Annotated in this window: 22 protein-coding genes; 9 read left to right on the top strand and 13 right to left on the bottom strand. The window is 34.3% G+C overall.

Translation table 11 applies throughout. From position 1 onward, the window contains the following. Positions 1 to 89: 89 nt before the first annotated feature. The 3 genes from AAC069_RS15360 to mnmE all read right to left on the bottom strand — a co-directional run bounded on the left by AAC069_RS15360 (position 90) and on the right by mnmE (position 2,968). A complete protein-coding gene (locus AAC069_RS15360) occupies positions 90 to 650 on the bottom strand; it encodes a DUF6642 family protein (RefSeq protein WP_339921319.1) in 561 nt (186 codons plus the stop codon). 513 nt (positions 651 to 1,163) lie between these two features. Further along, a complete protein-coding gene (locus AAC069_RS15355; RefSeq protein WP_074723847.1) occupies positions 1,164 to 1,340 on the bottom strand; it encodes a histone H1 in 177 nt (58 codons plus the stop codon). A 227-nt stretch (positions 1,341 to 1,567) separates the two neighbouring features. Continuing rightward, complete coding sequence (gene mnmE / locus AAC069_RS15350; protein ID WP_339921318.1) at positions 1,568 to 2,968, bottom strand: tRNA uridine-5-carboxymethylaminomethyl(34) synthesis GTPase MnmE; 1,401 nt, start codon at positions 2,966 to 2,968, stop codon at positions 1,568 to 1,570. A gap of 170 nt (positions 2,969 to 3,138) precedes the next feature. Here mnmE and AAC069_RS15345 point away from each other — a divergent pair, with 170 nt between their 5' ends. The 3 genes from AAC069_RS15345 (at position 3,139) to AAC069_RS15335 (ending at position 6,880) form a co-directional block, all read left to right on the top strand. Then, entirely contained in the window at positions 3,139 to 3,972 is an 834-nt protein-coding gene (locus tag AAC069_RS15345; RefSeq protein ID WP_339921317.1) for a universal stress protein, read from the top strand. A gap of 213 nt (positions 3,973 to 4,185) precedes the next feature. Next, positions 4,186 to 5,022: a universal stress protein gene (locus AAC069_RS15340; protein ID WP_339921316.1), complete on the top strand. Its 837-nt coding sequence runs from the start codon at positions 4,186 to 4,188 to the stop codon at positions 5,020 to 5,022. An 85-nt stretch (positions 5,023 to 5,107) separates the two neighbouring features. Further along, positions 5,108 to 6,880, top strand: a complete 1,773-nt coding sequence (locus tag AAC069_RS15335; RefSeq protein ID WP_339921315.1) for a DNA mismatch repair protein — start codon at positions 5,108 to 5,110, stop codon at positions 6,878 to 6,880. A 248-nt stretch (positions 6,881 to 7,128) separates the two neighbouring features. Here AAC069_RS15335 and dnaN read toward each other — a convergent pair whose 3' ends face one another. From dnaN to AAC069_RS15310, 5 genes are all read right to left on the bottom strand, one after another. Next, positions 7,129 to 8,247, bottom strand: a complete 1,119-nt coding sequence (dnaN, locus tag AAC069_RS15330) for a DNA polymerase III subunit beta (protein WP_339921314.1) — start codon at positions 8,245 to 8,247, stop codon at positions 7,129 to 7,131. 110 nt (positions 8,248 to 8,357) lie between these two features. Then, positions 8,358 to 10,043, bottom strand: coding sequence for a gliding motility-associated ABC transporter substrate-binding protein GldG (gene gldG, locus AAC069_RS15325; RefSeq protein ID WP_339921313.1), 1,686 nt, complete (start codon positions 10,041 to 10,043; stop codon positions 8,358 to 8,360). Further along, positions 10,043 to 10,768 carry a gliding motility-associated ABC transporter permease subunit GldF gene (gldF, locus tag AAC069_RS15320; RefSeq protein WP_339921312.1) on the bottom strand — a complete coding sequence of 242 codons (726 nt, stop codon included), beginning with the start codon at positions 10,766 to 10,768 and terminating at the stop codon, positions 10,043 to 10,045. The genes gldG and gldF overlap by 1 nt, the downstream gene beginning before the upstream one ends. Before the next feature lie 58 nt (positions 10,769 to 10,826). Further along, complete coding sequence (locus tag AAC069_RS15315) at positions 10,827 to 11,123, bottom strand: antibiotic biosynthesis monooxygenase family protein (protein ID WP_339921311.1); 297 nt, start codon at positions 11,121 to 11,123, stop codon at positions 10,827 to 10,829. 54 nt (positions 11,124 to 11,177) lie between these two features. Further along, positions 11,178 to 12,008 carry an SAM-dependent chlorinase/fluorinase gene (locus AAC069_RS15310; RefSeq protein ID WP_339921310.1) on the bottom strand — a complete coding sequence of 277 codons (831 nt, stop codon included), beginning with the start codon at positions 12,006 to 12,008 and terminating at the stop codon, positions 11,178 to 11,180. 195 nt (positions 12,009 to 12,203) lie between these two features. On the opposite strand from AAC069_RS15310, the gene AAC069_RS15305 reads away from it, so the two are divergent. Continuing rightward, on the top strand, positions 12,204 to 13,154 hold the full coding sequence (locus tag AAC069_RS15305) for a PhoH family protein (RefSeq protein ID WP_339921309.1): 951 nt from the start codon (positions 12,204 to 12,206) through the stop codon (positions 13,152 to 13,154). A 155-nt stretch (positions 13,155 to 13,309) separates the two neighbouring features. Further along, positions 13,310 to 14,128 carry an SDR family NAD(P)-dependent oxidoreductase gene (locus tag AAC069_RS15300; RefSeq protein WP_339921308.1) on the top strand — a complete coding sequence of 273 codons (819 nt, stop codon included), beginning with the start codon at positions 13,310 to 13,312 and terminating at the stop codon, positions 14,126 to 14,128. Positions 14,129 to 14,362: 234 nt separating this feature from the next. Here AAC069_RS15300 and AAC069_RS15295 read toward each other — a convergent pair whose 3' ends face one another. Both AAC069_RS15295 and hmpA read right to left on the bottom strand, forming a co-directional pair. Beyond that, on the bottom strand, positions 14,363 to 14,812 hold the full coding sequence (locus tag AAC069_RS15295; RefSeq protein ID WP_339921307.1) for an Rrf2 family transcriptional regulator: 450 nt from the start codon (positions 14,810 to 14,812) through the stop codon (positions 14,363 to 14,365). A 9-nt stretch (positions 14,813 to 14,821) separates the two neighbouring features. After that, complete coding sequence (gene hmpA, locus AAC069_RS15290; RefSeq protein ID WP_339921305.1) at positions 14,822 to 16,021, bottom strand: NO-inducible flavohemoprotein; 1,200 nt, start codon at positions 16,019 to 16,021, stop codon at positions 14,822 to 14,824. Positions 16,022 to 16,239: 218 nt separating this feature from the next. Here hmpA and AAC069_RS15285 point away from each other — a divergent pair, with 218 nt between their 5' ends. From AAC069_RS15285 to AAC069_RS15275, 3 genes are all read left to right on the top strand, one after another. After that, positions 16,240 to 17,100 (top strand): Cof-type HAD-IIB family hydrolase, encoded by an 861-nt coding sequence (locus AAC069_RS15285; protein ID WP_339921304.1) that lies wholly within the window; start codon positions 16,240 to 16,242, stop codon positions 17,098 to 17,100. Positions 17,101 to 17,172: 72 nt separating this feature from the next. Next, positions 17,173 to 19,521, top strand: coding sequence for a prolyl oligopeptidase family serine peptidase (locus AAC069_RS15280; RefSeq protein WP_339921302.1), 2,349 nt, complete (start codon positions 17,173 to 17,175; stop codon positions 19,519 to 19,521). Between the two features lie 92 nt (positions 19,522 to 19,613). Continuing rightward, complete coding sequence (locus AAC069_RS15275; RefSeq protein ID WP_339921301.1) at positions 19,614 to 20,567, top strand: phosphoribosylaminoimidazolesuccinocarboxamide synthase; 954 nt, start codon at positions 19,614 to 19,616, stop codon at positions 20,565 to 20,567. A 75-nt stretch (positions 20,568 to 20,642) separates the two neighbouring features. On the opposite strand, the gene AAC069_RS15270 is transcribed toward AAC069_RS15275, so the two are convergent. The 3 genes from AAC069_RS15270 to AAC069_RS15260 form a co-directional block, all read right to left on the bottom strand. Then, a complete protein-coding gene (locus AAC069_RS15270; RefSeq protein ID WP_339921300.1) occupies positions 20,643 to 21,182 on the bottom strand; it encodes an SRPBCC family protein in 540 nt (179 codons plus the stop codon). Between the two features lie 17 nt (positions 21,183 to 21,199). Next, positions 21,200 to 21,661 carry a DUF1801 domain-containing protein gene (locus AAC069_RS15265; RefSeq protein ID WP_339921299.1) on the bottom strand — a complete coding sequence of 154 codons (462 nt, stop codon included), beginning with the start codon at positions 21,659 to 21,661 and terminating at the stop codon, positions 21,200 to 21,202. Between the two features lie 154 nt (positions 21,662 to 21,815). After that, positions 21,816 to 22,904, bottom strand: coding sequence for a M42 family metallopeptidase (locus AAC069_RS15260; protein WP_339921298.1), 1,089 nt, complete (start codon positions 22,902 to 22,904; stop codon positions 21,816 to 21,818). An 81-nt stretch (positions 22,905 to 22,985) separates the two neighbouring features. Here AAC069_RS15260 and AAC069_RS15255 point away from each other — a divergent pair, with 81 nt between their 5' ends. Beyond that, the gene (locus tag AAC069_RS15255) at positions 22,986 to 23,663 is read left to right on the top strand and encodes a DUF4294 domain-containing protein (RefSeq protein ID WP_339921297.1); all 678 of its coding nucleotides are present in this window, start codon (positions 22,986 to 22,988) and stop codon (positions 23,661 to 23,663) included. Positions 23,664 to 24,470: the final 807 nt, after the last annotated feature.

Raw genomic sequence — 24,470 nt, 5'->3', positions numbered from 1 at the left:
TTTAAGTTTAAAAATTTGTGTCAATTTGTGAAATTCGCGGCAATTTTTTTTATGGAAAATTAAAAGTGAATGCACTTGGATGTTGTTTTCTAGTAATACATTCTAAAGTCGAGGAGTTTACAAAGTGCATAATGTTTTTGATGTAATTCTTCAACTATTTCAACAAGGTCATCTTGTTCTTCACATAAGCTAAAAAAAGCTTTGTCTAGGTGAATACTACTCAAGGTATGCAGTGACTCTCCATAACCTGAAATGGCACGGGCATTAGTGATGTCTAGAAAGTATTGCGCTTCCTCTGCCGTTAAGTCTAAAATTTTTTTATTCGAAAAATGAACAATTTTCCCTCTTAATTTCCCTTCAAATAACTCGGCAATTTCTTCTAAGCTATAGTAATAATCATGTAAGCAAATATTGTTTTCTTGTCCAGGCATTACCAAATAAATGATGACATAATCTTTGAAATTATGATCATCATAGAGCAAAGCACCTAAGCTTTCTTCTAGTCCTTCAATGGTATCGCAGGTTTTGTAAATACTAGCGATATTATGCTCAAGGGCAAAATTTTCTAAGTTTTTTACCACCTCAGTAGTTGTAATGGTATCTACGTCAGGAACACCTTCGAGGCAGAAGATAAAGGTTTCATTGTCCATGAAAATATGTTTTGTATTCTTAAATTTTAGGCTAAATTAAAATATTTAAAGGGATTCTTTTTAGTTCTTGGTACCGAAATTATTGTTAATTTTTATTTAGAAGGTGTTTTTAATTATTCTGCGTATTTTTTGTGGAAAATAGGATTGGCAATCTCTGCCACATTTGGCATGAATGGAGTTTGTTTAATCCGCAAGGAGCAGTTCGACCGACTGGGCGTGATGGGGATAAATAGATTTTATCCGAGGGTTACATTCTGCCCAGGATAGCAACGAAAAGCACGCAAGGGAAAAGCCCGTATAAAACAAAACCCAAAACAGCAACCGTAGGAAGCTCGTTTTGGGTTTATGTTTTTAAGGGAGATTCCCGCGGACTTGCAGTGAATAGCCTGAAATGGCAGCCTAATGAGTGTTATTGTAAAACTGTTCACTAAGTAAGTTCCGTTTGAATACGACTTAATTAATTAAAAAAACGAAAGTCCTTAGATTGACTAAGGACTTTTGTGTAAAAGGCAATTATTTTTTAGACTCTTCGATAGAAAGTTTTCTAAATTCTTTTAGCATTTTTTCCATTTCTAAAGTTGACTTACGTGCTCTTGCTCCAGCAGCTTTTACTCCTTTTTCAATTAGAGATTCTGTTTCTGCAGTAAATGCTTCAAACTCAGCGTTAATCTTTGCTACTAATTCTTTCATGATTTTTTTTATTATAGTTAAGATCACAAAAATAGAATTTTGCGAAAGATAGCCTAGTAATATTATGTTAAAAATAATTTAAGACTTAATTTATTTGCTAAATCAGTGCCAAAAAGCAATGTTCATTTAATTACAATTAGCTAATTCGGTCGTAAAATGAAGGTTGTTATTTTCTTTGTAATTTAAAGTTGTGTTGAACTTTAAAAACTGTCAACGGCTAAATATTCTTACTTTCCGATGCAGAAGTTAGCAAAAATATTACCTAGCAATTCATCATTTGTAACCTGACCCGTAATCGTTCCAAAATGATACAAGGCTTCCTTGATATCGATAGCCATTAAGTCGCTCGGTAGATTTGTTTCTAGCCCGTATTTTACTTTAGTTATCTCCTCCAATGCTTTCAGCAAGGAGTCATAATGTCTAGTGTTCGTGATAATCGTTTCGTTATTTCTTAATGCTCCAGTATTAACAAAAGACAGCAGCTGGTTTTTTAATTCATCAACACCTATGTTTTGTTTGGCACTTAAGAAAATTAGTTTAATGTTTAAGGTTTCAAGTTCTTGACGAATGCTTGTAATTTCTTGATCTGTTAGTAAATCCAATTTATTGATAACAACGACCAAGGGTTTTAAAGGAAATTGATTCTTTATTTTCTCAATTTCTACGATATATTCAGAACTTTGAACTTTAAACTTCAAACTATCAAATAGATATAATACCACCTGTGACTGTTCTATTTTTTCGAATGTTTTGCGTATTCCGATGCTTTCCACAACATCTTGTGTCTCGCGGATTCCTGCCGTGTCTATAAATCGAAATCCGATTCCGCCAATGACTAGTTCGTCTTCAATGGTGTCGCGGGTTGTTCCGGCAATCTCCGAAACAATGGCGCGTTCTTCGTTTAGTAAAGCATTTAACAGTGTTGATTTTCCCACATTGGGTTCACCCACAATGGCGACCGGAATTCCGTTTTTGATTACGTTTCCTACTGCAAAAGAGTCAATCAACCTCTTTAAAACAAATTCGATTCTATTCAGCAATTCATGGAATTGGGTACGATCTGCAAATTCCACATCCTCCTCAGCAAAGTCGAGTTCGAGTTCGATGAGTGAAGCAAAATTCAACAGTTCTTCCCTTAATTTAGCTATTTCATTAGAGAAACCACCACGCATTTGCTGCATAGCGATTTGGTGTGATGCTTCATTATCAGAAGATATTAAATCTGCAACGGCTTCTGCTTGTGACAAATCAAGTTTGCCGTTTAGGAAAGCACGTAGTGTGAATTCTCCCGGATCAGCCATGCGACAGCCTTTACGCAGTAGTAGTTGTATAATCTGTTGTTGGATATATGTAGAACCATGACAGGATATTTCAATCGTGTTTTCGCCTGTATAAGAGTTGGGTCCTTTAAAAAGTGACACTAATACTTCGTCGAGCGTTTTTTGATCGTCGATAATATGCCCCAGATGGAGGGTATGTGTTTTTTGCTTGGTTAAATCTTTGTTTTTAATGGATTTAAAAACACTATTACCAATAGTAATTGCTTCAGCGCCTGAAATTCGGATGACTGCAATAGCTCCAGCTCCAGAAGGTGTCGCTAAGGCTACTATCGAATCGTTATATAACATAGTTGTATTTTATAAGTTGCAAAGGTACTAAATCTAAGTAAGTATCTATTTATTTAAGCAGCTGCCTTTTTGCAGACTGAAGTAAAGTGTTGTTAAGCTATGTTTCTGATTTTAATTCCGTAACTTTAAAATTGTCTTCGTTGCTATAATTCACTTTAAACTGATAAAATATGAAACGTATTCTATTTCCAACCGATTTTTCTAATGTAGCAACTAATGCTTTTGTTCACGCCTTAGCATTTGCAAAAATAATACAAGGAGAACTTATTGTATTACATTCTTACCCGCTGCTGCCGATTGATGACCAATTTTTTCCAGAGAATTTTAATATGGTTTATGACACAGTAGAGTTAACGGAGTTCGATATGTTTAAAGAGGAAATTCCAAAACTTCGTGTTATTGCAGAAGCTTGTAATTTAGAGAACATAAAGATGTCGCATCGGTTAATGGAAGGCGATTTAATAGCTAATATTAAAAAGATTGTTGATACGGATAAAATTGACTATGTTGTTATGGGAACCTCCGGTGTAACAGATTGGGATGCCGTTTTTGTTGGTTCTAATTCAGGAGATGTTATTATTGGGATAGCGGTTGCTGTTTTATGCATACCCTTAGAAGCTAAACATAAAACCATTAAAACGATTGGGTTTACGACTCGTTATCGAGCCAAAGATAAGATAGCACTTAATGCAGTTTTAAATTTGGCAAAGATTATAAATGCCAATGTGAAATGCCTCTATGTAAAAACTAGTGATTCTGATGTTTCTAAAGAAACTATTGCAGAATGGAAAGTGGAGTTTGAAAAAGAACCTATTGAATTCGTTGTTGTCGAAAGCGATGAAATCAATGAAGTAGTTTTAGACTTTATTACCAATGAAAACGTGGATGTCTTGACCATGTTAATCTATAAAAGAGGTTTTTTTAAAGGATTGTTTCAACCTAGCTATACTAAAAAGTCACATCCAGAATTTCACATCCCAATTTTAGCCATTCACATCGATTAAAGAATAAGGGTTTGCGACGTTCTAAATTAGCTTTGCAAATCGTAACAAATTGTAAATCGATGTAACCTTAAAATTGTAATAATATTAAAATAAGCAATCTGAATTATGCAGAAGTTTATTTGTTAAAATAAATGAAACTGACTGATATTTATCATATTATAATTGTAACTTTAGGTGTAAATTTGATTATTCTACAACTTTAAACCATTTAAAATGAAACGTATATTATTCCCTACCGATTTTTCTGAAGCCGCGACTAATGCATTTGTACATGCTTTAGAATTTGCAAAAATAGTACAGGGTGAATTGGTGTTATTACACGCCTTTGATTTGCCAGTATTCGACAATCAGTTTTTTCCGGAAAATTATATGATTATCTATGAATCAGTAGAATTGTCACAATTCGAAATGTTTAAAGAGGAGATTCCAAAACTTCGTGCGATAGCAGAAGAGCGAAATCTGGGTAAAATTAGAATGACGCATCGCCTTATGGATGGTAATTTGCTGTATAATATAAACAAATCAATCAAGGATGATAAAATAGATTATGTGGTTATGGGGACTGAAGGAGCTTCCGGATGGTCAGAATTTTTTTCTGGGACCAATACGGGTAATGTTTTGGCTGATATCGATGTACCGATGCTATGTGTTCCTATTGATGCTAAATTCAAAAAAACAGAAACCATAGGTTTTACAACACGATTTAGAGCTAAGGATAAAAAAGCGCTTAAAAACACTATAAAATTGGCAAAAATGGCTAATGCAGTTGTAAAATGTCTTTATGTAAAAACTAGCAAATCTGATGTTGATCGAGCAACAATTAAGAATTGGGAGGAGAATTTTGAGAATGAACCTATTGAATTTTTTGTGATTGATAGTGATGAAGTAAAGGAAACTATTTTAGATTTTATTTTATACCAAGAAATTAATGTTTTAACGATGGTGACCTATAAAAGAACGTTTTTTGAAGGCCTATTCCATCCCAGCCTGACTAAGAAATTTGCAAATAATTTTGACGTTCCCATTTTGGCAATTCCTATGGAAGACTAAGTTTACAGTGTTGCTATATTGTTCCTTATTCTAATAGCTTATTTATTGCGGTACACCTATATTTGTATTTCAATTAAATCGAAATATGGATTCATACAGTACTAAGAGTAAAAGCTATTCGCAGGAATTAAGTAAAATAAATAAAAAATACAATACAATCAGTTTACTTAGACTGTTGTCTATTGTTGTTTTTTTAGGGTCTCTTTATTATTACATACAAAACAGCGAAATTATTTTTTTAATTTCAGCTGTTTTCTTTTTTGCTGCCTTTATCATCTTAATGCGAATTCATTCTAAGTTACTTTTCGAAAAAAAGATAAACTCGGCTCTAGTGGGAATCAATGAAAATGAAATCTCTTATTTAGAGAAAAAAGCAATTCCATTTGAAAACGGACAAGAGTTTAATGATTTTCATCATCCCTATGCATATGATCTGGATATTTTTGGTGAGCATTCCCTGTTCCAAAACTTAAATAGAACGGCCACTTTTATAGGAAAGAAGAAGTTAGCCAATCAACTACTCACATTATCCCCCAATGAAGAAATCATTAGGAATCAGACAGCTGTCAAGGAGCTGTCTGAAAAGTTAGACTGGCGCCAGAATTTCTTGGCTTTAGCCATAATAAGCAAGGATTCAAAAGCGAGTTATGAAGGATTAATGAAATGGAGTAAATTTCAGAGTGCATCATTATCTAAAGGGTCAATCGTGCTTTCTTATATTACGCCTTTGTTATTTCTAGGCATTCTTGTTTCGTATATCATTACTAGTGAGGCAATTTTACTATCCTACCTGTCTTATGTGTTTATATTAAATTTGGTAATTATGGGTGCCTTTTTTAAACGAATCCAAATCGAAATTGCTAATGCGGAAGATATCGATAAGGTGATTAGTCAATATGGTTTATTACTTAAAAAAATAGAGGAGGAATCTTTCCATTCTGAGAAGCTGATCGATTTACAACAGAAACTGAAATTTAAAGCAGAAAACGCAAGTCTTCATATCAAAAAATTATCAGAGTTGTTTTCTAATATGGATACGATTGGAAATCTGTTGACGGCTTCTTTATTCAATGGTACCTTCCTTTTTAATCTTCATGTATTAAAAAAATTACTGAATTGGAAAAAAGAGCATGCTACGGCAATGGAAGAATGGTTAGATGTAATCGGCGAATTCGAAATGTTGAATAGCTTGGCTAATTTTGCTTATAATAACACTGATTTTGTTTATCCTACGTTAAACACGGAATTTAAAATCGACTTCTCAGACCTGAGCCACCCTTTACTGAATGCCAAAACTAGAGTAGGGAATGAGGTAGCTTTCCATCCCCAGTCGTTTATGATATTGACTGGATCAAATATGTCAGGTAAAAGTACTTTTCTGCGTAGTTTGGGAATAAACATGGTATTATCAGGCATGGGATCGGTAGTTTGTGCGAAAGAAGCGAATGTACATCCTTTGCCGGTGTTAGTTTCGATGCGTTTGTCGGATTCCTTATCTGACAGTGAATCTTATTTTTTTGCGGAAATAAAGCGCTTAAAACAAATTATGGATGAATTAGAAGGTAATGCTGCTTTTGTATTACTGGATGAAATCCTTAGAGGAACTAATTCTGATGATAAAAGAAACGGAACCATAGAAGTCGTAAAGAAAGTAATTGCTCATAAAGCGATTGGTGCTATTGCAACTCATGATATCGAAGTTTGCTTGACCACAAATGAATATCCGGATATTCTAACCAACAAATGTTTTGAAGTCGAAATTGTAAATGATGAATTACATTTTGATTATAAACTTCGTGACGGTATCTGTAAAAATAAAAGTGCTACGTTCCTAATGAAAAAGATGGGAGTTATTTAAGGGAAGAGGTGAGAGGAGGAAGGTTAGAATTGAGAAGTAAAAAACAGGAAGTAAAAAACTCGAAAAATTCCATTTCGTCTCCCCCTCTTTGGGAGACGGAGGAACAAAAAAAAACCGCATATCCTGGTTAGGAAATAGCGGTTTTTTTAAATATAAAAAATGGTTTGGTTAATAGCGTAATCGTTTCACAATGATAGGTATTATATTTGAATCTTAAAAATTAAATACAACAAAATCAGAATTTATTGTTAACTGTTCAGCATTACTGGCATAACCAGCATCGTTACAGTTTCACCTTCTTCCAGTCCATCAACAGGAGTAAGAATCCCAGCTCTATTAGGTAATGACATTTCAAGCATAATCATATCTGATTGCAGATTAGTCAACATTTCAGTAAGAAAACGAGAGTTGTATCCTATTTGCATATCGTCCCCTTGATAATCACAAGTTAATCTTTCCTCTGCTTTGTTAGAGTAATCAATATCTTCTGCAGAAACATTTAACTCGGCACCTGCAATTTTCAAACGAATTTGGTGCGTTGTTTTATTAGAGAAAATAGCAACACGACGTACTGAACTCAAAAATTGAGAACGGTCAATCATTAATTTATTTGGATTCTCTTTTGGTATAACCGCTTCATAGTTTGGATATTTCCCATCTATTAAACGACACATTAAAATATAATTGTCAAAAGAAAAAGTAGCATTCGAATCGTTGTACTCAATTTTCACTTCAGCATCTGAAGTAGTAAGAATATTTTTTAGAATAGTCAAAGGTTTCTTTGGCATGATAAAATCAGCTACTTGAGACGCTTTTACATCCGTACGTGCATATTTTACTAGTTTGTGTGCGTCAGTTGCTACAAAAGTTAATCCTTCTGGAGAGAACTGAAAAAATACACCAGACATTACTGGACGCAAATCATCATTTCCAGCAGCAAAGATTGTTTTGCTAATAGCTGTTGCCAATACATCAGCAGGAACTAAAGTTACAGAAGGCTCTTCTAGGTTAACAGATTTTGGAAATTCATCACCAGGAGCATACGCTAACGCATATTTACCAGAATTTGAACTGATCTCTATCGTGCTGTTTTCTTCAACAGTAAAAGTTAGAGGTTGCTCTGGGAAAGTTTTAAGGATCTCCAATAGTAATTTTGCTGGTACAGCCACACTTCCTTTACTCGTGGAATCAATAGCTAAATTAGCAGACATGGTAGTCTCTAAATCACTTGCCGAAACCGTTAATTCGTTATTGTCTAATTCAAATAGGAAGTTGTCCAAAATGGGCAAAGTATTGCTACTATTGATAACATTACCTAAAACTTGTAATTGTTTTAATAAGTACGAACTCGATACTATAAATTTCATCTGTTTTATTTTATTTTTTTTGGTATCTATTTTAGTTTGATTTTTAAAATACAATACATTTTACAAATATATCGTAAACTATGCTAGTATTGAAACTTTTTTATTAACATCTATTGACCGTATTTCCTTTTTCGGAGGTAGGTAAATAAAGCGCCAAATAACACTAAGATTAGGAGTGGCAGCCCGATAGTTATGACTTGCGTCTTAGTGTAGTTTTCAAAAACTTTTTCTTTGTCCAATAAAGGCAAATCTAAATCCTTGCTTCGAATGTTAATAAGTCCAGTATCATCTAATAGATAATTGACACAATTCAGCAGGAAATCTTTATTGTCGTACAAATTTCCGGAACGTTGATCATAACCTAGTTCTACAGGTTGATAGTTTTTATCCAATTGGTTTTTTATTATATCTCCATCAGAAATTACAATCATTTTATTCTTCTTTCCTGCAGCTTCAAATGTGGCTTGTTCAAAAGGTAAAACTCTATTTTCAAACATAGAATGGAAGGATCCTTCGAGTAATACAGCAAGCGGGATATTTCCGGTTTTTATATAATGATTCGGGCTAGTTTCTTCAGCAACAATATCCAAATTTACTTCTACTGGAGCACCTATTTTTTTTGAATAACGAGACGATTGTAGCAGTACTGTTTTCTTAATTCCGTTTTTCAGAGTGTCGATAGGATTTGCAAAATCAAATTTAATTCCACCTAAATTTTTCACGATCGGATGAGCACTTTCTGGATAGACTAATGGAGCAAATTTCCAATTAAATTCTTGAAATTGTGTTGCGCTTCCCTGTTCTCCCGTAGCCAGTTTTATAGGACTTCCTTGTTCGTCTTTAACAATGTCTGGGTTAATACGAAAACCATATTTAAAGAACATATCGTTTAAATTCAAATCCCTCGGAAAAGCTAATGTCGCCCCTGTTTCATTGTAAAGACTGTCCATCTCCACATTTACCTGATCAACAAGCCACAGTGTCTTTCCTCCGTTAATGATAAACTGATCTAAGACCTGTTTTTCGGCATCAGAGAACGTTTCGGTAGGTTTAGCGATAATAGCTAAATCGTATTTTTCTAAGGCGTTTAGGCTGCCTGTAGGGTCTTTTGCAACCGAATCTAACGTAAAAGGGCCTATGTGATAACTTTCTCTTATTTGTAACAAGAATTTAGCCATTAATACATCCTGAAGCTCACCGTTACCTTTTATTACGGCAACCGTTTTTTGTTTGGCTGTTGTGATTTTGTGTAAGGCATCCGAAATTGAATATTCAAGATGCTGCACTGAGCCAATGACCATTTCGGTAGTCGAAGCGCCCATTCTATTTTTTAACAACGGAATATTAACTTCTTTGTTTTGGTAAACTGCGATAGCCCATGGAAATACCATAGCTTGTGATTGTTTCCCTTTGTCATCAACTGTTATATTTATAGGCGTCAACCCCTTTCGATACAACTCTTTGATATTATCCATACTGGTATCTTCGTTTTCCAATGGATCGATGAATTCGAAAACTATATTTTTATTATATGCTTGAAATTCCTCCAGTAGCTGCTGCGTTTCTTGTTGCAACCTTTTGAACTCAGAAGGCAAATCCCCTTGCAGGTATATTTTGATGTACAGCGGTTCTTTTACTTCTTCGATTATATTCAAAGAAGTGGTAGAAAGTGTGTACCTTTTATCCTTTGTTAAATCAAAACGATGAAAAAACCGATTCCCAATACTATTTACAAACAGCAAAATTACGATTGTAATCAATACTGACTTCAGGTTGCTTTTTTTAATTGGTACCATTACAATTTAAAAGATTTAAGTTTATAAACAGTAAACGAAAGAAATAATACCGTTACACTCACAAAATAGAGTACATCTCTAGTATCTATCACGCCACGCCCCATACTTTTAAAGTGGTCTTGCATTCCAAAAGCAGAAATAAATGTCGAAAAAGACGGTGTTAATGATGCGAGGCCTTCGAAACCAAAATAGAAAAAGAAACATAAAAACACAGCAACTATAAAAGCTACGATTTGATTATCGGACAGGGTAGAAGTGAAAACGCCAATGGAAGAATAGGCACTAATCAAGAATAACAGCCCAACATAAGAACCGATGGTGCTTCCCATGTCAAGATTTCCCTCTGGCATTCCCAGACTGGAGATTACTTCGACATAAATGAAAGTTGGAATAATAGCCATTACAATCAGTAGTACTGCGCCAAGAAATTTTCCGTTCACAATTTGCCACAAACTCAACGGTTTTGTTAAAAGCAATTCAAGAGTTCCTTGCTTTTTCTCATCGGAAAAACTGCGCATGGTTACGGCAGGAATCAGGAAAATCAAAATCCATGGCGCTAAAGTGAAAAACGGGGCCATATCGGCAAATCCGGTATTTAGAATATTGTAGTCTCCTTCGAAAACCCAAAGAAATAATCCGTTGAGAATAAGGAATAAAGCGATAACCAAGTAACCTATGGGCGAACCAAAAAAAGATTTAATTTCTCGTAATAATATGGCTTTCATTAATTTTTTATTTAAAAAGTTTAAGGTTTAAAGTGGCCTAAATTGAGACTAAAAAACGTTAAACTAAAGAAGCTAATTTATCCACACTCCAAGCCTCAGCTTTAGCATTGAATAATTTTTTGGTAAAACTCCATACTTCATTAAAAAACTCAGAATTTCTGTAATTTTCCAAGTCTTCTTCGGTTTCCCAATAGCTATACGTAAAAAATATACTTTTGTTGTCTTTGTCCTGATATAACTCCAATAAACGATTTCCAGGAGCACTACGAATACGTTTCTTAATCGATTCGAAATTTTCTAGAAATGCAGGTATGTTTTCTTCGTGAAAACTCAATTTTACTATTCGTACAAACATGTGATTTATATTTAACGATTGATGATTTTAGATTTTTCTATTTATGATAATCTTCTAATTCTTAAATTGGATTGAAACCACATCTCTATAATTTAATCCCAACAAGCTATTTGCTGAGCCAACTTTGGAGGGGTTGCTCCTAAAAATGGCAATTTCGAGGAAACCAGCTTCATTAAAAATCGCCAATTTTTCTCCTTCATAATTCTTAATCGGATATTTATCAGAACTGGCTATTGCGGAATAATTTGGCAAAATGGTTTTTATATTTTTAGTTTTCATAATAATCTCATAAGGCCTGCCTTTGGCAACTTCTACGAACTGTCTTTTGCTAATGTTGGTCACGACGTTACCAAAATGATCTATATAGATAACATGTCCTTTCAATATGTTATTGTCATCGGAAATAGCAGCTTTTAATTCGGTTATCTGCTTGATACTATTGATTTCTTTCCCAATAACATTCAATAATCCGCCTTTGGCGATATGACAGGCGACCATAACAAAAACATCCATGCCGGTTGCTTCACTAGACAGTCGATCGTGAATGTTGATGGCAACCATTTTTTGCGGAACAATTTTTTGCGAAAGCATGCTGAGAATGCCATTATCGGCAGCAATAAAATAAGAATCGTTCCATTGCATTACAATATGTTGGTTCTCTTTATTCAATTCCATATCCACTCCTATCAAGTGAACGGTACCTTTTGGGAAACTCGAATAGGCTGCGCTAATAATGTAACTTGCTTCAACTGTGTTGAATGGGTCAATGTGATGCGAGATGTCTATAATGGAAGCTTCAGAATACTCAGATAATATTTTCCCTTTCAACGCACCTACAAAGTGGTCTTTCAAGCCGTAATCGGTAGTAAGGGTAATTATTGACATATATTTTTTATAAATATTGGTGGATTCTAAAACTAATTTTCATTAAATTTGAGAAATGCAAATCTAATAATAGTAAATTCAAAAAAGCAAAAAACGAAAAACAAATTCCAAATAATAAGACAAATAATACTGAGGTTTAAAACTAAAACGGATTAGATTCATTAATTGATTAATTTTAATATAAAACTACAACTTTTGAACGAAAGAATAATCGAGCTCATAGACATCGCTCCAAAAGAATTTTGGGGCGCTCAAGACACTCATCTTGAAACTATTAAAAAATATTACCCAAAGCTTAAGATTGTTGCTCGTGGAACTACTTTAAAGGCATTTGGAGAAAAAGAAATCTTAGACGAGTTCGAAAGACGTTTTCAAAGGTTAATGCTTCATTTTACCCGTTACAATAACATAGATAATAATGTAATTGAACGTGTGATTTTAGGCGAGAACCAAGACGATAGAAGAACCTTAGTTAATGATAAAATTCTGGTACACGGTGTAGGCGGTAAAATCATTAAAGCGATGACACCCAATCAGCAATTACTGGTTGACGCTATAAATAAAAACGATATGGTTTTTGCCGTAGGTCCAGCTGGAACCGGGAAAACGTATACCGGCGTCGCGATGGCTGTAAAAGCACTGAAAGAAAAACAGGTAAAACGTATTATTCTTACTCGACCAGCTGTAGAAGCAGGGGAAAATCTGGGGTTTCTTCCTGGAGACATGAAAGAAAAACTGGATCCCTATATGCAGCCTTTGTACGATGCTTTGCGTGACATGATACCAAATGAGAAACTAGAAGATTATATTTTGAAAGGGATTATACAAATTGCTCCTCTAGCTTTTATGCGGGGACGAACGCTGGATCATGCTTTTGTGATTTTGGACGAGGCGCAAAATACAACACATTCCCAAATGAAAATGTTCCTAACCCGTATGGGGAAAAGTGCGAAATTTATGGTAACTGGAGATCCAGGACAAGTTGATTTGCCGCGAAGAACTATTTCAGGTCTTAAAGAGGCATTGTTGGTTTTAAAAGATATTGAAGGAATTGGAATCGTGTATTTGGATGATAAAGACATTGTAAGACACCGATTAGTGAAAAAAGTATTAGATGCTTATAAATATACAGAGAATCCAGACTAAAAATAAAAACTGTATTTTTGACAAGTAGTGAAATCAGTACTATTTACGACCCCGTATGGGGTCGTACTTTTTAAATGAAAATTTTTTTTTTGTTGAAACAAGTTCAAAAAGCAGCAGTTTGTTTGTATTACAATAATAATAGAATAAAAATATAAATGTTGAAGAACGTACTTATAACCGGAGCTTCCGGAGGTATTGGGAAAGATATAGCATTACATTTTGCTAAAAATGGATGGAATGTTATAGCTACTATGATTCATCTAGATCATGGTAAAGAGCTGCAAGGAGTAGAAAACATCAGCTGTTATTTGCTTGATGTGACTTCAACCGAAAGTATAGCCCTTGCTAAGAAAAAAATAATTGAAGATTTTAAAACAGTCGACGTTGTAATAAATAATGCCGGAGTGGGCTACCGTAGTTTTGTGGAATTAGCTGAGGATACTGAAATCGATACTATTGTTGATGTAAACTGGCTTGGAGTGGTAAAAGTATGCAGGGCATTTATTCCTGAATTTAGAGCGCAACAGAAGGGACACTTTATAAATATAACCTCCATTGCGGGTTTAGTTAACTTACCCTTAGGTAGTTTTTACCATTCGACGAAACATGCCGTTGAGAGTTTTTCTGAATGTATGGCTTATGAATTAATTGATTTTAATATCAGTGTTTCTACAGTTCAATTTGGAAACACACCCTCTAATTTTCAAAAAAATGTAGTTAAATCTTGTCGATCGACTTTACCTTCGTATAATAATTTAATGGAAAAAATAAGTCTGATATTGGAAAATAAAACCAAGAAAAATACGGACTTAAAACCGCAAATTATTCGGGAGATTTTAAAGATAGCTGAAAACCCGCCTAAAAACTTCAAGAGGTATACGATTGGTTTTGACGCCAATAGTCTAAGTTTCCTTAGATCTGGAATTGGTTATCGTTTATTCGGTAGGATAATCAGACAATCTGTTTTTAAATAAACAACAGCTGTTTTGCCAAATTAAAGAGCTTGATCCTTCAAAAAAATATTTTTGAGAACCAGCTTTACTTTTTTCTTATATAAATAAGGAATAATATAGATGTTGAAGATACTGGAAATCGAAGCGGCGATTAACCAAGATTGAGTCCATAGTAAAATGAAATCAATACTATTTTTGGTATTTGTATTAATTGATGTCAGTGTGAATGTGATAAAACAAGTTACGATGACGCTATTAAGAATTGTTTTGCGCATTTGGATTATTTTCAAAAATGGAATTCCAATCATTGAATTCAAGATCAGCCAAATTAGATTCATTTAAACTCTCAATAAACAGTAGGTAAGCTTTATTGAATAATGATTTTAATTTGCAATTATGGGATTTGAAAATACAGGGTTTAGCATCACAATTAACAATAGGGGAATCATCCTGTTCTAATAAATGGATTAAATCTCCCAAAGGAATCTGTTTCGCTGTTTCGGAAATTGATATACCACCGTTTTTCCCTCTTTTTGTTAGTACCAATTGATTTGCCGCTAAAAATTGAACCACTTTAACGAGATGGTTTCGTGAGATTTTGAAAGCATTAGCTAAATCATCCAAAGAACTTTGAGGGCTGTCTTTTTTTTGATTTAAATACATCAAAACACGCATACTAAAATCGGTAAAGTGGTTTAATTTCATAATTTTTTTTTAATTTAAAGCTAATAATTGGGGTCCGAACTCTTCGTAAAAGATAGCATCTTTTGTAACGCCAAGTTCAATTAAAGATTGATATTGTTTCTTGATAAACAATTCAGGTCCGCAAATATAATATTTTGCATCATTAATAATTATTTCTTCTTTGTATTGATGCAGTTCTGCTCTTCCTTCGATAGCATTAGTTTCATATTCGGGTAGTGTTTCATAAAAAACGAATGAAGTTAGCCAATTTTCCTTGCTGTTCAAATCTTCGATTGCATCTTTAAATGCGTGTACATTTTCATTACGACAGCTATGAATCCAAATCGTTTTATTTTTTTGAAGCGAATGACTATTGGCCTCAACCATACTCATCAAAGGAGTTACTCCAACACCTCCACTGATTAATACTAATGGATTTACAGATTCGGGATCAGCATAGAAAACTCCCGCAGGAGCAGTAACATCAATAGTTTCTCCGACTTTTTTAGTATGTAGCACATTCGAAACAAAACCATCAGGAGTGGTACGTCCTTTTTCGCTTTTAACTGATATACGGTAATACTCTTCATGAAAACTGCTAGATAAGCTATATTGTCTAGGTTGTTCATGTCCTAATTCAGGTATAAATGTTTTAACAGAAATATATTGTCCTGGGAAAAAAGTCGCAATTGCATTGCCATCTTTAGGTTTTAGATAGAAAGATTTAATTTCATCACTTTCTGTTACTATTTTATCGATTACAAACGTTCTCCAGCCAACCCAACCGCCTTTAAGATCTGCTGTTTTTTGATACATTTCGGCTTCAATAGAAATCATTATTTGAGCCAATTCTGTATAGGCGCAGGTCCATGCATCCACTAATTCATCAGTAGCTAATTCTCCTAAAACTTCTTTTATAGATTCGATTAAGTTATGTCCCACAATATCGTATTGCTCAGGAAGTATGTGTAAGCTAACATGTTTATTCCCTATGGACTTCAAAACATTTATTAAAACTGTTGGGTCGTCAATATTTTCGGCATAAGCCAATACAGCTCCAGTTAATGCATTTTGTTGTTTTCCATTGGCTTGGTTAGCCATATTAAATATGTTCTTTAGTTCAGGATTGTTTGCTAACATTCTTTGATAAAAATAAGTCACCAAGGCATTACCACTTGATTTTAAAATGGGTACGGTGGCTTTGACTAATTCTTTTTGTGCAGTATTCATGATTTTTGTATTTAAATTTTTCACAAAGGTAGTGTTAAATACTTATTGTTGTATTTAAAATGCAACAATAAATATTTAAGAATAATTTGGATTTTATAAGTCATTTAAAATACAGATAGTTAGGCTATTTTACGGTGTAAGTGCTGGACTACATTTAAATGTAAAGAAGTTGTTAAGTATTGTTTTGTTATTGGAAGTCTCTTTAAAATTCGATATTTTTGAAAAGATTACAAATGAATATGAAAATTAAAATGTTACAAGAGAAAATAAAAGTAGTAATAAGTGATTTAGATGGAACGCTATTAAATCAAGAACACCGAATATCAGAATATACCAAAGCAGTTTTTGGAGAACTGCACAATCAAGGATACCTAATTATTGTGGCTACAGGCCGTCATCATCTTGATGCTTTGCCTATTGTTAAAGGCTTAGGGTGTCCGGTCTATTTAGTAACATCAAATGGAGCTAGAATTCACTCGCCAGAAAATGAACTTCTTTTTTCTCATAATATTAGTAGCGAGGCAATAAAATCAGTTTTATCACTGGGAATAGATGAAGAATTTACCACAGTAGTATTTAAGGAGGATGTTTGGTTGACTAATAAACATAATGAGGCTTTAAACAGTTTTCAGACGGAATTGACTTATTTGCCTGAGCTTGTGAATTTTGATATGGTAAAAGACTTGAGTGCCATAAAAATGTTTTTTACTCATGAGCGTCATTCGAGATTAATGGAGCTAAGAGATAAAATAGTAGAAAAGCATTCAGATGTTTTTAGTCACGCCTTTAGTTTACCGCTTTGTTTGGAGTTTATGGACAAGACGGTCGATAAAAGTGTGGCTATTGCCAAGATTCTAGAAATAGAAAATCTAAGTTTTCATGAGACTATTTCTTTTGGTGATGGATACAACGATGAAAATATGTTAAATGCTACAGCCAAAGGATTACTGATGGGAAATGCTCCTGATAGTTTAAAGAACAAGCTTTCTCACCTTGAAGTAATAGCAACTAATTACGACAATGGCGTAGCTGCTTATTTATCTGAAAAACTGTTGAAGCAAACTATATTGAGTATTTAAGGATTCTAAAGTCACGATATTTTTTTAAATACGATTCAAATTGTATTTTTGTGTGAAACAAACCGTACAAAAATGATCAGAACTATTTTTATCGTAGCATTTATATTTTTCTCCTTTACTTCCCAAAGTCAAGTTCTTCAGCTTGAAGACATCATGAAAGGAGATACTTTCATTGGAGAGCAGCCTTTTTATGGTAGATGGTCTTTAGATAGCAAAAAAGTATATTTTGAATGGAATCCTAATAATGAGTTGGGAGCCAGTACTTATTCTTGGGAAAAAGGAATGACAAAACCTTTATTAGTTGCTGCGCCAGAAGCTGCGTTCTCTAAATTAGATTTTAAAGGTAAACCGAATGCAGATATCGTATATTATATTAATAAAGGGGCTTTGTTTTCGTATTCTATCCCGAATAAAACTAAGAAAAAATTATTACAACAATCTAATTCAATTTCTAATTTACAATTAGGAAAGGATGATGGAGTTTTGTTTTTTGTGCAAAATGAAAACATCCTTAAATTTGATACGAAACAAGGGACACTTGTTCAAGTCACTAATTTTAAACAAGGAAAAGAAAAGGAAAAAGAAGAGGAGAAAGACAGTTTTTTAAATACCCAGCAAAAAGAATTGTTTCAATTTATTCGTGATCAAGAAGCGAAGAAAAAATGGAATAAAGCAAAAGCTGATGAAAATAAATCGGACTTTCCTAAAACATATTATTACGGAAAGAGTTCTTTTGAAAGTCTGAAGATGGCTCCAAAAGGGAATTACGCCACTTTTAGATTAGTAGATGCTGCTGAGAGTAAAAGCGAAATAATGGAAAATTTCATTACAAAAGACGGTTACAATCAATCCGTAGATACAAAGAGAAAAGTATCGGTAGCAAATTTAAATAAATCAAAATTCGGAATTTATTCGGTGGCTAAAGATTCAGTTTGTTTTGTCAATTTTTCTTCATTAAGTCATATTCAAGACAAACCTACCTACTACAACGAATACGAGAATTTAAAAAATAAAGAAAAGGAAGATAAGTTGCTTTTTGTTGATGAACCTACTTATAGTGAAGATGGCGTTTATGCCATTACAGAGATTAGAAGTCTGGACAATAAAGACCGATGGATTATACAATTAAATTTAGATAATGCTACTTTTAAAGAAATCGATTATCAGCACGATGAAGCTTGGATTGGCGGACCAGGTATTCCACCTTATGCTAATAGTTCAGGAGTTTTAGAATTTTTGGGCGATAATGAAACAATTTATTTTCAGTCGGAAGTATCAGGATATTCACATTTGTACAGTTATAATTTAAAGTCAAATAAGAAAATCCAACTCACAAAGGGAAATTGGGAAGTAAGAGAAGTGACACTTTCGAAGGATAAGAAGGCTTTTTATTTAACTACAAATACTACACATCCAGGAAATCGAGGGTTTTATAAGTTGGGAGTTTCTGGCGGGGAACTTCAACCAATTCTGACTAAAGATGGAGCGCATGAGGTAATTCTTTCTCCTGATGGAAGTACTTTGCTTGTTCGTTATTCATATAAAAATAAACCTTGGGAATTTTATACAGCGGTAAACAAAAAAGAGGCTGTTTTAAATCCGATAACACATTCAACCTCTAAAGAATTTGAATCTTATTCTTGGCGAGCTCCTGAAGTAATCACTTTCACAGCACAAGATGGTATTAATGTAAATGCAAGACTATACAAACCTGAATCAAGCAATACAAATAAAGCAGCTATTGTCTTTGTTCATGGTGCTGGTTATTTGCAAAACGCCCATAATTATTGGAGTAGTTATCATAGAGAATATATGTTTCATAATTTATTGACTGACTTAGGTTACACCGTTCTGGATATCGATTACAGAGGCAGCGATGGTTATGGACGAGATTTCAGAACAGGTATTTACCGATTTATGGGCGGTAATGATTTGTTAGACCAAATTGATGGAAAAAAGTACTTGGTAGAAAAATTAGGAATTAATCCTGAAAAAGTAGGGATGTATGGTGGATCATATGGTGGCTTCATTACCCTAATGGCAATGTTGACAAAACCTACTGAGTTCAAGTCCGGAGCAGCATTACGCTCAGTAACAGACTGGGCACATTATAATCATGGATATACTGGTAATATTCTTAATTTCTCGGAAACTGATCCTGATGCTTACAAAAAAAGTTCTCCAATTTATTTTGCTGATAATTTACAAGGAAACTTGTTGATGCTTCATGGAATGGTGGATAATAATGTGGAGTACAAAGACGTGGTGCGTTTGTCACAACGTTTTATAGAACTCGGAAAGAAAAACTGGAGCCTGTCCTCATTTCCTGTTGAAGCCCATGGCTTTAAAGAAACCTATTCATGGGTTGATGAGTATAGCCGAATATTGAATTTATTTAATACTACGCTTCTTGAAAAATAGTACGTTCTATTACCTTAATAATGTTTCAACAATTTTGTGTATCTCTGTGAAACAACCTATTTTTGCAAAACAACAACGCAACACTAATCATAATGAGTAATACAATTACAACTACCAATTTTAATTTCCCAAATCAAAAATCGGTTTACCGAGGTAAAGTAAGGGAAGTGTACAATATCAATGACGATCTATTAGTCATGGTAGCGACAGACAGGCTCTCCGCTTTTGATGTGGTTTTGCCAAAAGGAATCCCTTACAAAGGTCAGATTTTGAACCAAATTGCTACTAAATTCATGGAATTAACACAAGATATTGTTCCGAATTGGTTGATTGCAACTCCGGATCCTAGTGTAGCTGTTGGGCATTTATGTACTCCTTTTAAAGTTGAAATGGTAATTCGTGGTTATTTGTCAGGTCACGCTGCTCGCGAATATGCTCTTGGTAAAAGAACGATTTGTGGTGTTCCAATGCCAGAAGGATTAAAAGAGAATGATAAATTCCCAAATCCAATTATAACGCCAACTACAAAAGCGGATAACGGAGAACACGATGCAGATATTTCTCGTGAGGACATTTTAGCAAAAGGAATTGTTACAGAAGCCGATTATTTAGTTTTAGAAAAGTATACTAGAGCTTTATTCGAAAGAGGAACTGAAATTGCCGCCGGTCGTGGTTTGATTTTGGTGGATACTAAATACGAATTTGGTAAGACTAAAGAGGGAGTGATTGTTTTAATTGACGAAATCCACACGCCAGATTCTTCTCGCTATTTTTACTCTGAAGGATATCAAGATAGACAAGACAAAGGAGAAGAGCAAAAACAATTATCTAAAGAGTTTGTTCGTCGTTGGTTGATTCAAAATGGTTTTCAAGGTTTAGAAGGACAATCAATTCCAGATATGTCTGATGAATATATCGAAACCGTTTCTGAAAGATATATTGAATTATATGAAAAGATTCTTGGTGAAAAATTCATAAAAGCCGATATTTCAAATATCAATGAAAGAATTGAAAAAAACGTCTTGGCTTATTTAGAGAATAGATAGTAAGTTAAACATAGTAAAAGAGAAAGCCGCAATTCTGTAAGGAATTGCGGCTTTCTTTTTATGATAGCTATACTTTTATTTTTCTAAAAGGATTTTTAGGTTTTCTAATCCCGTCTGCAAGTCATTACCAATTAGCTTCTCCATTTGTAAAATGGGAAGCATCAAATTCATTGGGTAATCCATAGCGCCGCTAAATCCCCATTTTGTTTTAGTTTCATTTGGTGAAATTACTTCTGTAATCATATAGGCTTTTGCAGTGGATTCAAATGGAACTTTAAAACGCAATTCAAAATCAATTTGTTTTCCCTCCGCGATATTTATTATCTCTTGTTCGCCAACACCTACCTCTTCATTATCACTTTCCCATGCGGCAATCGCACCGATAGTGCCATCTACTCCTGTAAAAGTTTTCTTCATGTTTGGGTCAGTCTTTGACCAGACGCTGAAATTATCTTGATTCTTCAAGTACTTCACATAATTGAAAACGGTATCTTTTGGTTGGTTGATAACCACTTCCCTCTCTACGGCATATTGTTTAGGCATAAATAGGGCGACAATTAACGCCAGAGCGATGATTCCTAGGATGGTAAAGAGAATTCCTTTGATAATTTTCATAGTTGTAAATTTTAAGGTTATTTTGATTTTTTCATCTGTGATTCATAAATTGCGATCCATTCCGCAACTGACATTTTTTGAACTAGCTCAGCAATCAAATCAAAAGGAATTTGGTCTGCTTTTTTGAATCGAATGCAACTTTTTCCCATGTCTAGTTTTTGACTACTGTGTTTTGGGAACTCGTCGGTGAACCATTTTAACAATTCTGGATTGGCATAGATCCCCATATGATATAAGGCGATAAATTTTTTTTGGGATGCAAGGTTGATAAATGGCAACGCAAGTTTTGGATTGCAATGATAGCCGTTTGGATAAATCGAATGTGGTACAACGTACCCAATCATTCCATAACTCATCTCTTCCGTAAAACCTTTCGGGATATTGGCAAGAATGGTTTCTCGAAGTTTGTTCATTGGTATTTTTCGATCTTCGGGAAGTTCGTTTATATAGTCTTCGACGTTTTGAGCTTTTGACTGCATTTATAGGTTTTTTGGTAAGTAAATTTAATAAAAAAGCCGTAATTCAATTGTAGAATTACGGCTTTTTATTGTAGCCCCGATAGTAGCGGTATCCTTTTGTCCAGGTTTTCGGGACAAAAGATATAGCGGATAGCGGGATTAGCTCCTGAAACTATTATTTAAAATAAGAAAATGTTTCGTTGTTCTCTATCTTCAATAGCGTTTCATATATTAATTTAATAACATTTTCAACATCATCACGGTGTACCATTTCGACAGTCGTATGCATGTAGCGCAAAGGAAGTGAAATCAATGCCGAAGCAACACCACCATTGCTATACGCAAATGCATCTGTGTCTGTTCCAGTAACTCTTGAAGAAGCTAAACGTTGGAAAGGAATTTTCTTTTCTTCGGCAGTATTTATAATTAGTTCTCTCAGGTTATTTTGAACGGCAGGCGCATAAGTCACCACTGGGCCTTTTCCTATTTTAGTATCTCCTTCAATCTTTTTGTCAATCATAGGAGTAGTAGAATCGTGACATACATCAGTAACAATAGCTACGTTTGGTTTAATGGTTTGAGTAATCATTTCAGCACCACGTAAACCCACCTCTTCTTGAACAGAATTAGTGATGTACAAACCGAAAGGTAACTTTACTTTGTTTTCATGCAATAAACGCGCAACTTCGGCAATCATAAAACCACCCATGCGGTTATCAATTGCACGGCAAACGAATTTATTTTCATTCAAAACCATGAATTCATCAGGGTAAGTGATTACGCAACCTACATGAACCCCTAGTTTTTCAACTTCTTCTTTAGTCTCGCAACCTAGGTCAATGAAAATATTACTTATTTTAGCATTTTCTTCTTTGTCTCTATTACGAGTATGAATAGCGGGCCAGCCAAATACTCCTTTTACAATTCCTTTTTTAGTATGAATATTTACACGTTTAGAAGGTGCAATTTGGTGATCTGATCCACCGTTTCTAATTACATAAACCATTCCTTCATCAGTAATGTAGTTTACATACCATGCAATTTCGTCTGCATGACCTTCAATTACCACCTTATAAGGAGCGTCAGGATTAATAATCCCTACTGCTGTTCCGTAAGTGTCTGTTATAAATGTGTCAACATATGGTTTTAAGTATTCCATCCATAGTTTCTGTCCTTCAGCTTCAAATCCAGTAGGGGAGGCGTTGTTTAAATATTGCTCTAAAAAAGTGATAGAGGATTCTTTTAATATCGATTTTGTGCTCATAAAATATATTTTTTGCTAAATTATAGAATTGGCATTACACTTGCGTATATAATGTATAATTTTACATTAAATTTTTTCTGTATGCAGTTTATTAGATTTTCAATTTTCTTTCTTTTTTTAACGGTAGTTTCCCATGGACAGGTTATTTCTAAAGACACAACAAAAATGGGTTATGTTTTGAGGGATACAGACGAAGCGCTTAATGACACCATTCAACTGGAAGAAATTATTGTTTCAAAAGAAAGATTGGACCCCGATGCTAAGAAGCAGTTTCTGATTTTGCAAAGTAGAGTCTATAGAACTTATCCTTATGCTAAATTGGCTTCTGAAAGATTAACGCTTTTGAATAAAGGAATGGAAAGGCTTTCTACCAATAAAGAAAAGAAGAAGTATTTCAAGATAGTAGAAAGTTATCTTAATGATGAATTTGAGGCAAAGCTTAAAAAATTGTCACGCAGTCAAGGACGAATATTAGTAAAGTTAATCCATCGCCAAACGGGAACAACAACCTTTGAATTGGTAAAAACACTCAAAAGCGGCTGGAAAGCTTTTTGGTCTAACACTGCAGCCAGCATGTTTGATATTAATTTAAAAACAGAATATGCGCCCTACGTATCTAATGAAGACTTTTTGATAGAAACTATACTTACAAGAGCCTTTGAATCTGGGAGATTGCAAAACCAACCACCGGCACATCCGGTAGATATCGATAATCTGAATGATTTTTGGGAAGCGAAAGCACAGAAACTAAAACTATAAATACTATTTGGGCGTTCCCCATTATAAAAAAGAGGCTATACCTATATATAAGGAGTAGCCTCTTTTTTTTATAATGGGCCGGGCTATCCGCTACAAGTCCTCGTCTCGTCCCAAAAGACGAGACTGTGGGCTTTCCACTACTATCCCTAACGCAAACTAAAGAAAGTTAGAAGGACGTGGTTTTAAGTTAGAAGTGAAAAACACAGTTAAAAAAAGAACAGTTAGATGTCTTTGAATATAAAGACATCTCGGCGGATCCTTTATATCGTGTAAAAAGGAAGGTTGGTAATCCAGTTGCCACATGGCGAAGCCATAGCAAAAACGCTGTATTTGCCAGTAAACCCCACAAACCAGGTCCGCAAAGTCCCCCTCTCCTTCGGAGAGGACCGGGGAGAGGAAAAAACTTTCGTCTTCAAAAAGCGTATTTCCAGCGAGTTAAACGTTGTGTTGGGAAAACATTAAAAAATAGTCAATAAAAAAGCTTGAAGTAGTGTATAAAGGTGCTACTTTTGCACCCGCAACAGCGAATAAGTTCATTAAAAGATTGACAGGTGATTAAGGGGTTTAGGATTAGAAATCATTTCTGAAAATAAATCAAAAAAAGCTTGTGAGATTTGATTTTGCTTATTACTTTTGCACCCCGCAAAACATGCAAAGTTCGTTGATATACTGGTAAGAAAACATAAAGAAATTGAGGATTTAGGTCTTCAAAAAAAACTTTAAATTTTTCTTGCGAGAAACAAAAGAAGTTGTACTTTTGCACCCGCTTCGAGAAACACGAAAAGTGAATATCGAGGCGATAGAAAA

Source organism: uncultured Flavobacterium sp., from assembly GCF_963974175.1.
In the GTDB taxonomy this organism is placed as follows: Bacteria; Bacteroidota; Bacteroidia; order Flavobacteriales; family Flavobacteriaceae; genus Flavobacterium.
The sequence above is the reverse complement of the archived record's forward strand: the minus strand, read 5'-3'. Positions and strand labels throughout refer to the sequence as shown.

Coding starts and splice junctions, on each gene's coding strand:
- AAC069_RS15360 (WP_339921319.1), bottom strand. CDS start 650: ATGGACAATGAAACCTTTATCTTCTGCCTCGAAGGTGTTCCTGACGTA.
- AAC069_RS15355 (WP_074723847.1), bottom strand. CDS start 1,340: ATGAAAGAATTAGTAGCAAAGATTAACGCTGAGTTTGAAGCATTTACT.
- mnmE (WP_339921318.1), bottom strand. CDS start 2,968: ATGTTATATAACGATTCGATAGTAGCCTTAGCGACACCTTCTGGAGCT.
- AAC069_RS15345 (WP_339921317.1), top strand. CDS start 3,139: ATGAAACGTATTCTATTTCCAACCGATTTTTCTAATGTAGCAACTAAT.
- AAC069_RS15340 (WP_339921316.1), top strand. CDS start 4,186: ATGAAACGTATATTATTCCCTACCGATTTTTCTGAAGCCGCGACTAAT.
- AAC069_RS15335 (WP_339921315.1), top strand. CDS start 5,108: ATGGATTCATACAGTACTAAGAGTAAAAGCTATTCGCAGGAATTAAGT.
- dnaN (WP_339921314.1), bottom strand. CDS start 8,247: ATGAAATTTATAGTATCGAGTTCGTACTTATTAAAACAATTACAAGTT.
- gldG (WP_339921313.1), bottom strand. CDS start 10,043: ATGGTACCAATTAAAAAAAGCAACCTGAAGTCAGTATTGATTACAATC.
- gldF (WP_339921312.1), bottom strand. CDS start 10,768: ATGAAAGCCATATTATTACGAGAAATTAAATCTTTTTTTGGTTCGCCC.
- AAC069_RS15315 (WP_339921311.1), bottom strand. CDS start 11,123: ATGTTTGTACGAATAGTAAAATTGAGTTTTCACGAAGAAAACATACCT.
- AAC069_RS15310 (WP_339921310.1), bottom strand. CDS start 12,008: ATGTCAATAATTACCCTTACTACCGATTACGGCTTGAAAGACCACTTT.
- AAC069_RS15300 (WP_339921308.1), top strand. CDS start 13,310: ATGTTGAAGAACGTACTTATAACCGGAGCTTCCGGAGGTATTGGGAAA.
- AAC069_RS15295 (WP_339921307.1), bottom strand. CDS start 14,812: ATGAAATTAAACCACTTTACCGATTTTAGTATGCGTGTTTTGATGTAT.
- hmpA (WP_339921305.1), bottom strand. CDS start 16,021: ATGAATACTGCACAAAAAGAATTAGTCAAAGCCACCGTACCCATTTTA.
- AAC069_RS15280 (WP_339921302.1), top strand. CDS start 17,173: ATGATCAGAACTATTTTTATCGTAGCATTTATATTTTTCTCCTTTACT.
- AAC069_RS15275 (WP_339921301.1), top strand. CDS start 19,614: ATGAGTAATACAATTACAACTACCAATTTTAATTTCCCAAATCAAAAA.
- AAC069_RS15270 (WP_339921300.1), bottom strand. CDS start 21,182: ATGAAAATTATCAAAGGAATTCTCTTTACCATCCTAGGAATCATCGCT.
- AAC069_RS15265 (WP_339921299.1), bottom strand. CDS start 21,661: ATGCAGTCAAAAGCTCAAAACGTCGAAGACTATATAAACGAACTTCCC.
- AAC069_RS15260 (WP_339921298.1), bottom strand. CDS start 22,904: ATGAGCACAAAATCGATATTAAAAGAATCCTCTATCACTTTTTTAGAG.
- AAC069_RS15255 (WP_339921297.1), top strand. CDS start 22,986: ATGCAGTTTATTAGATTTTCAATTTTCTTTCTTTTTTTAACGGTAGTT.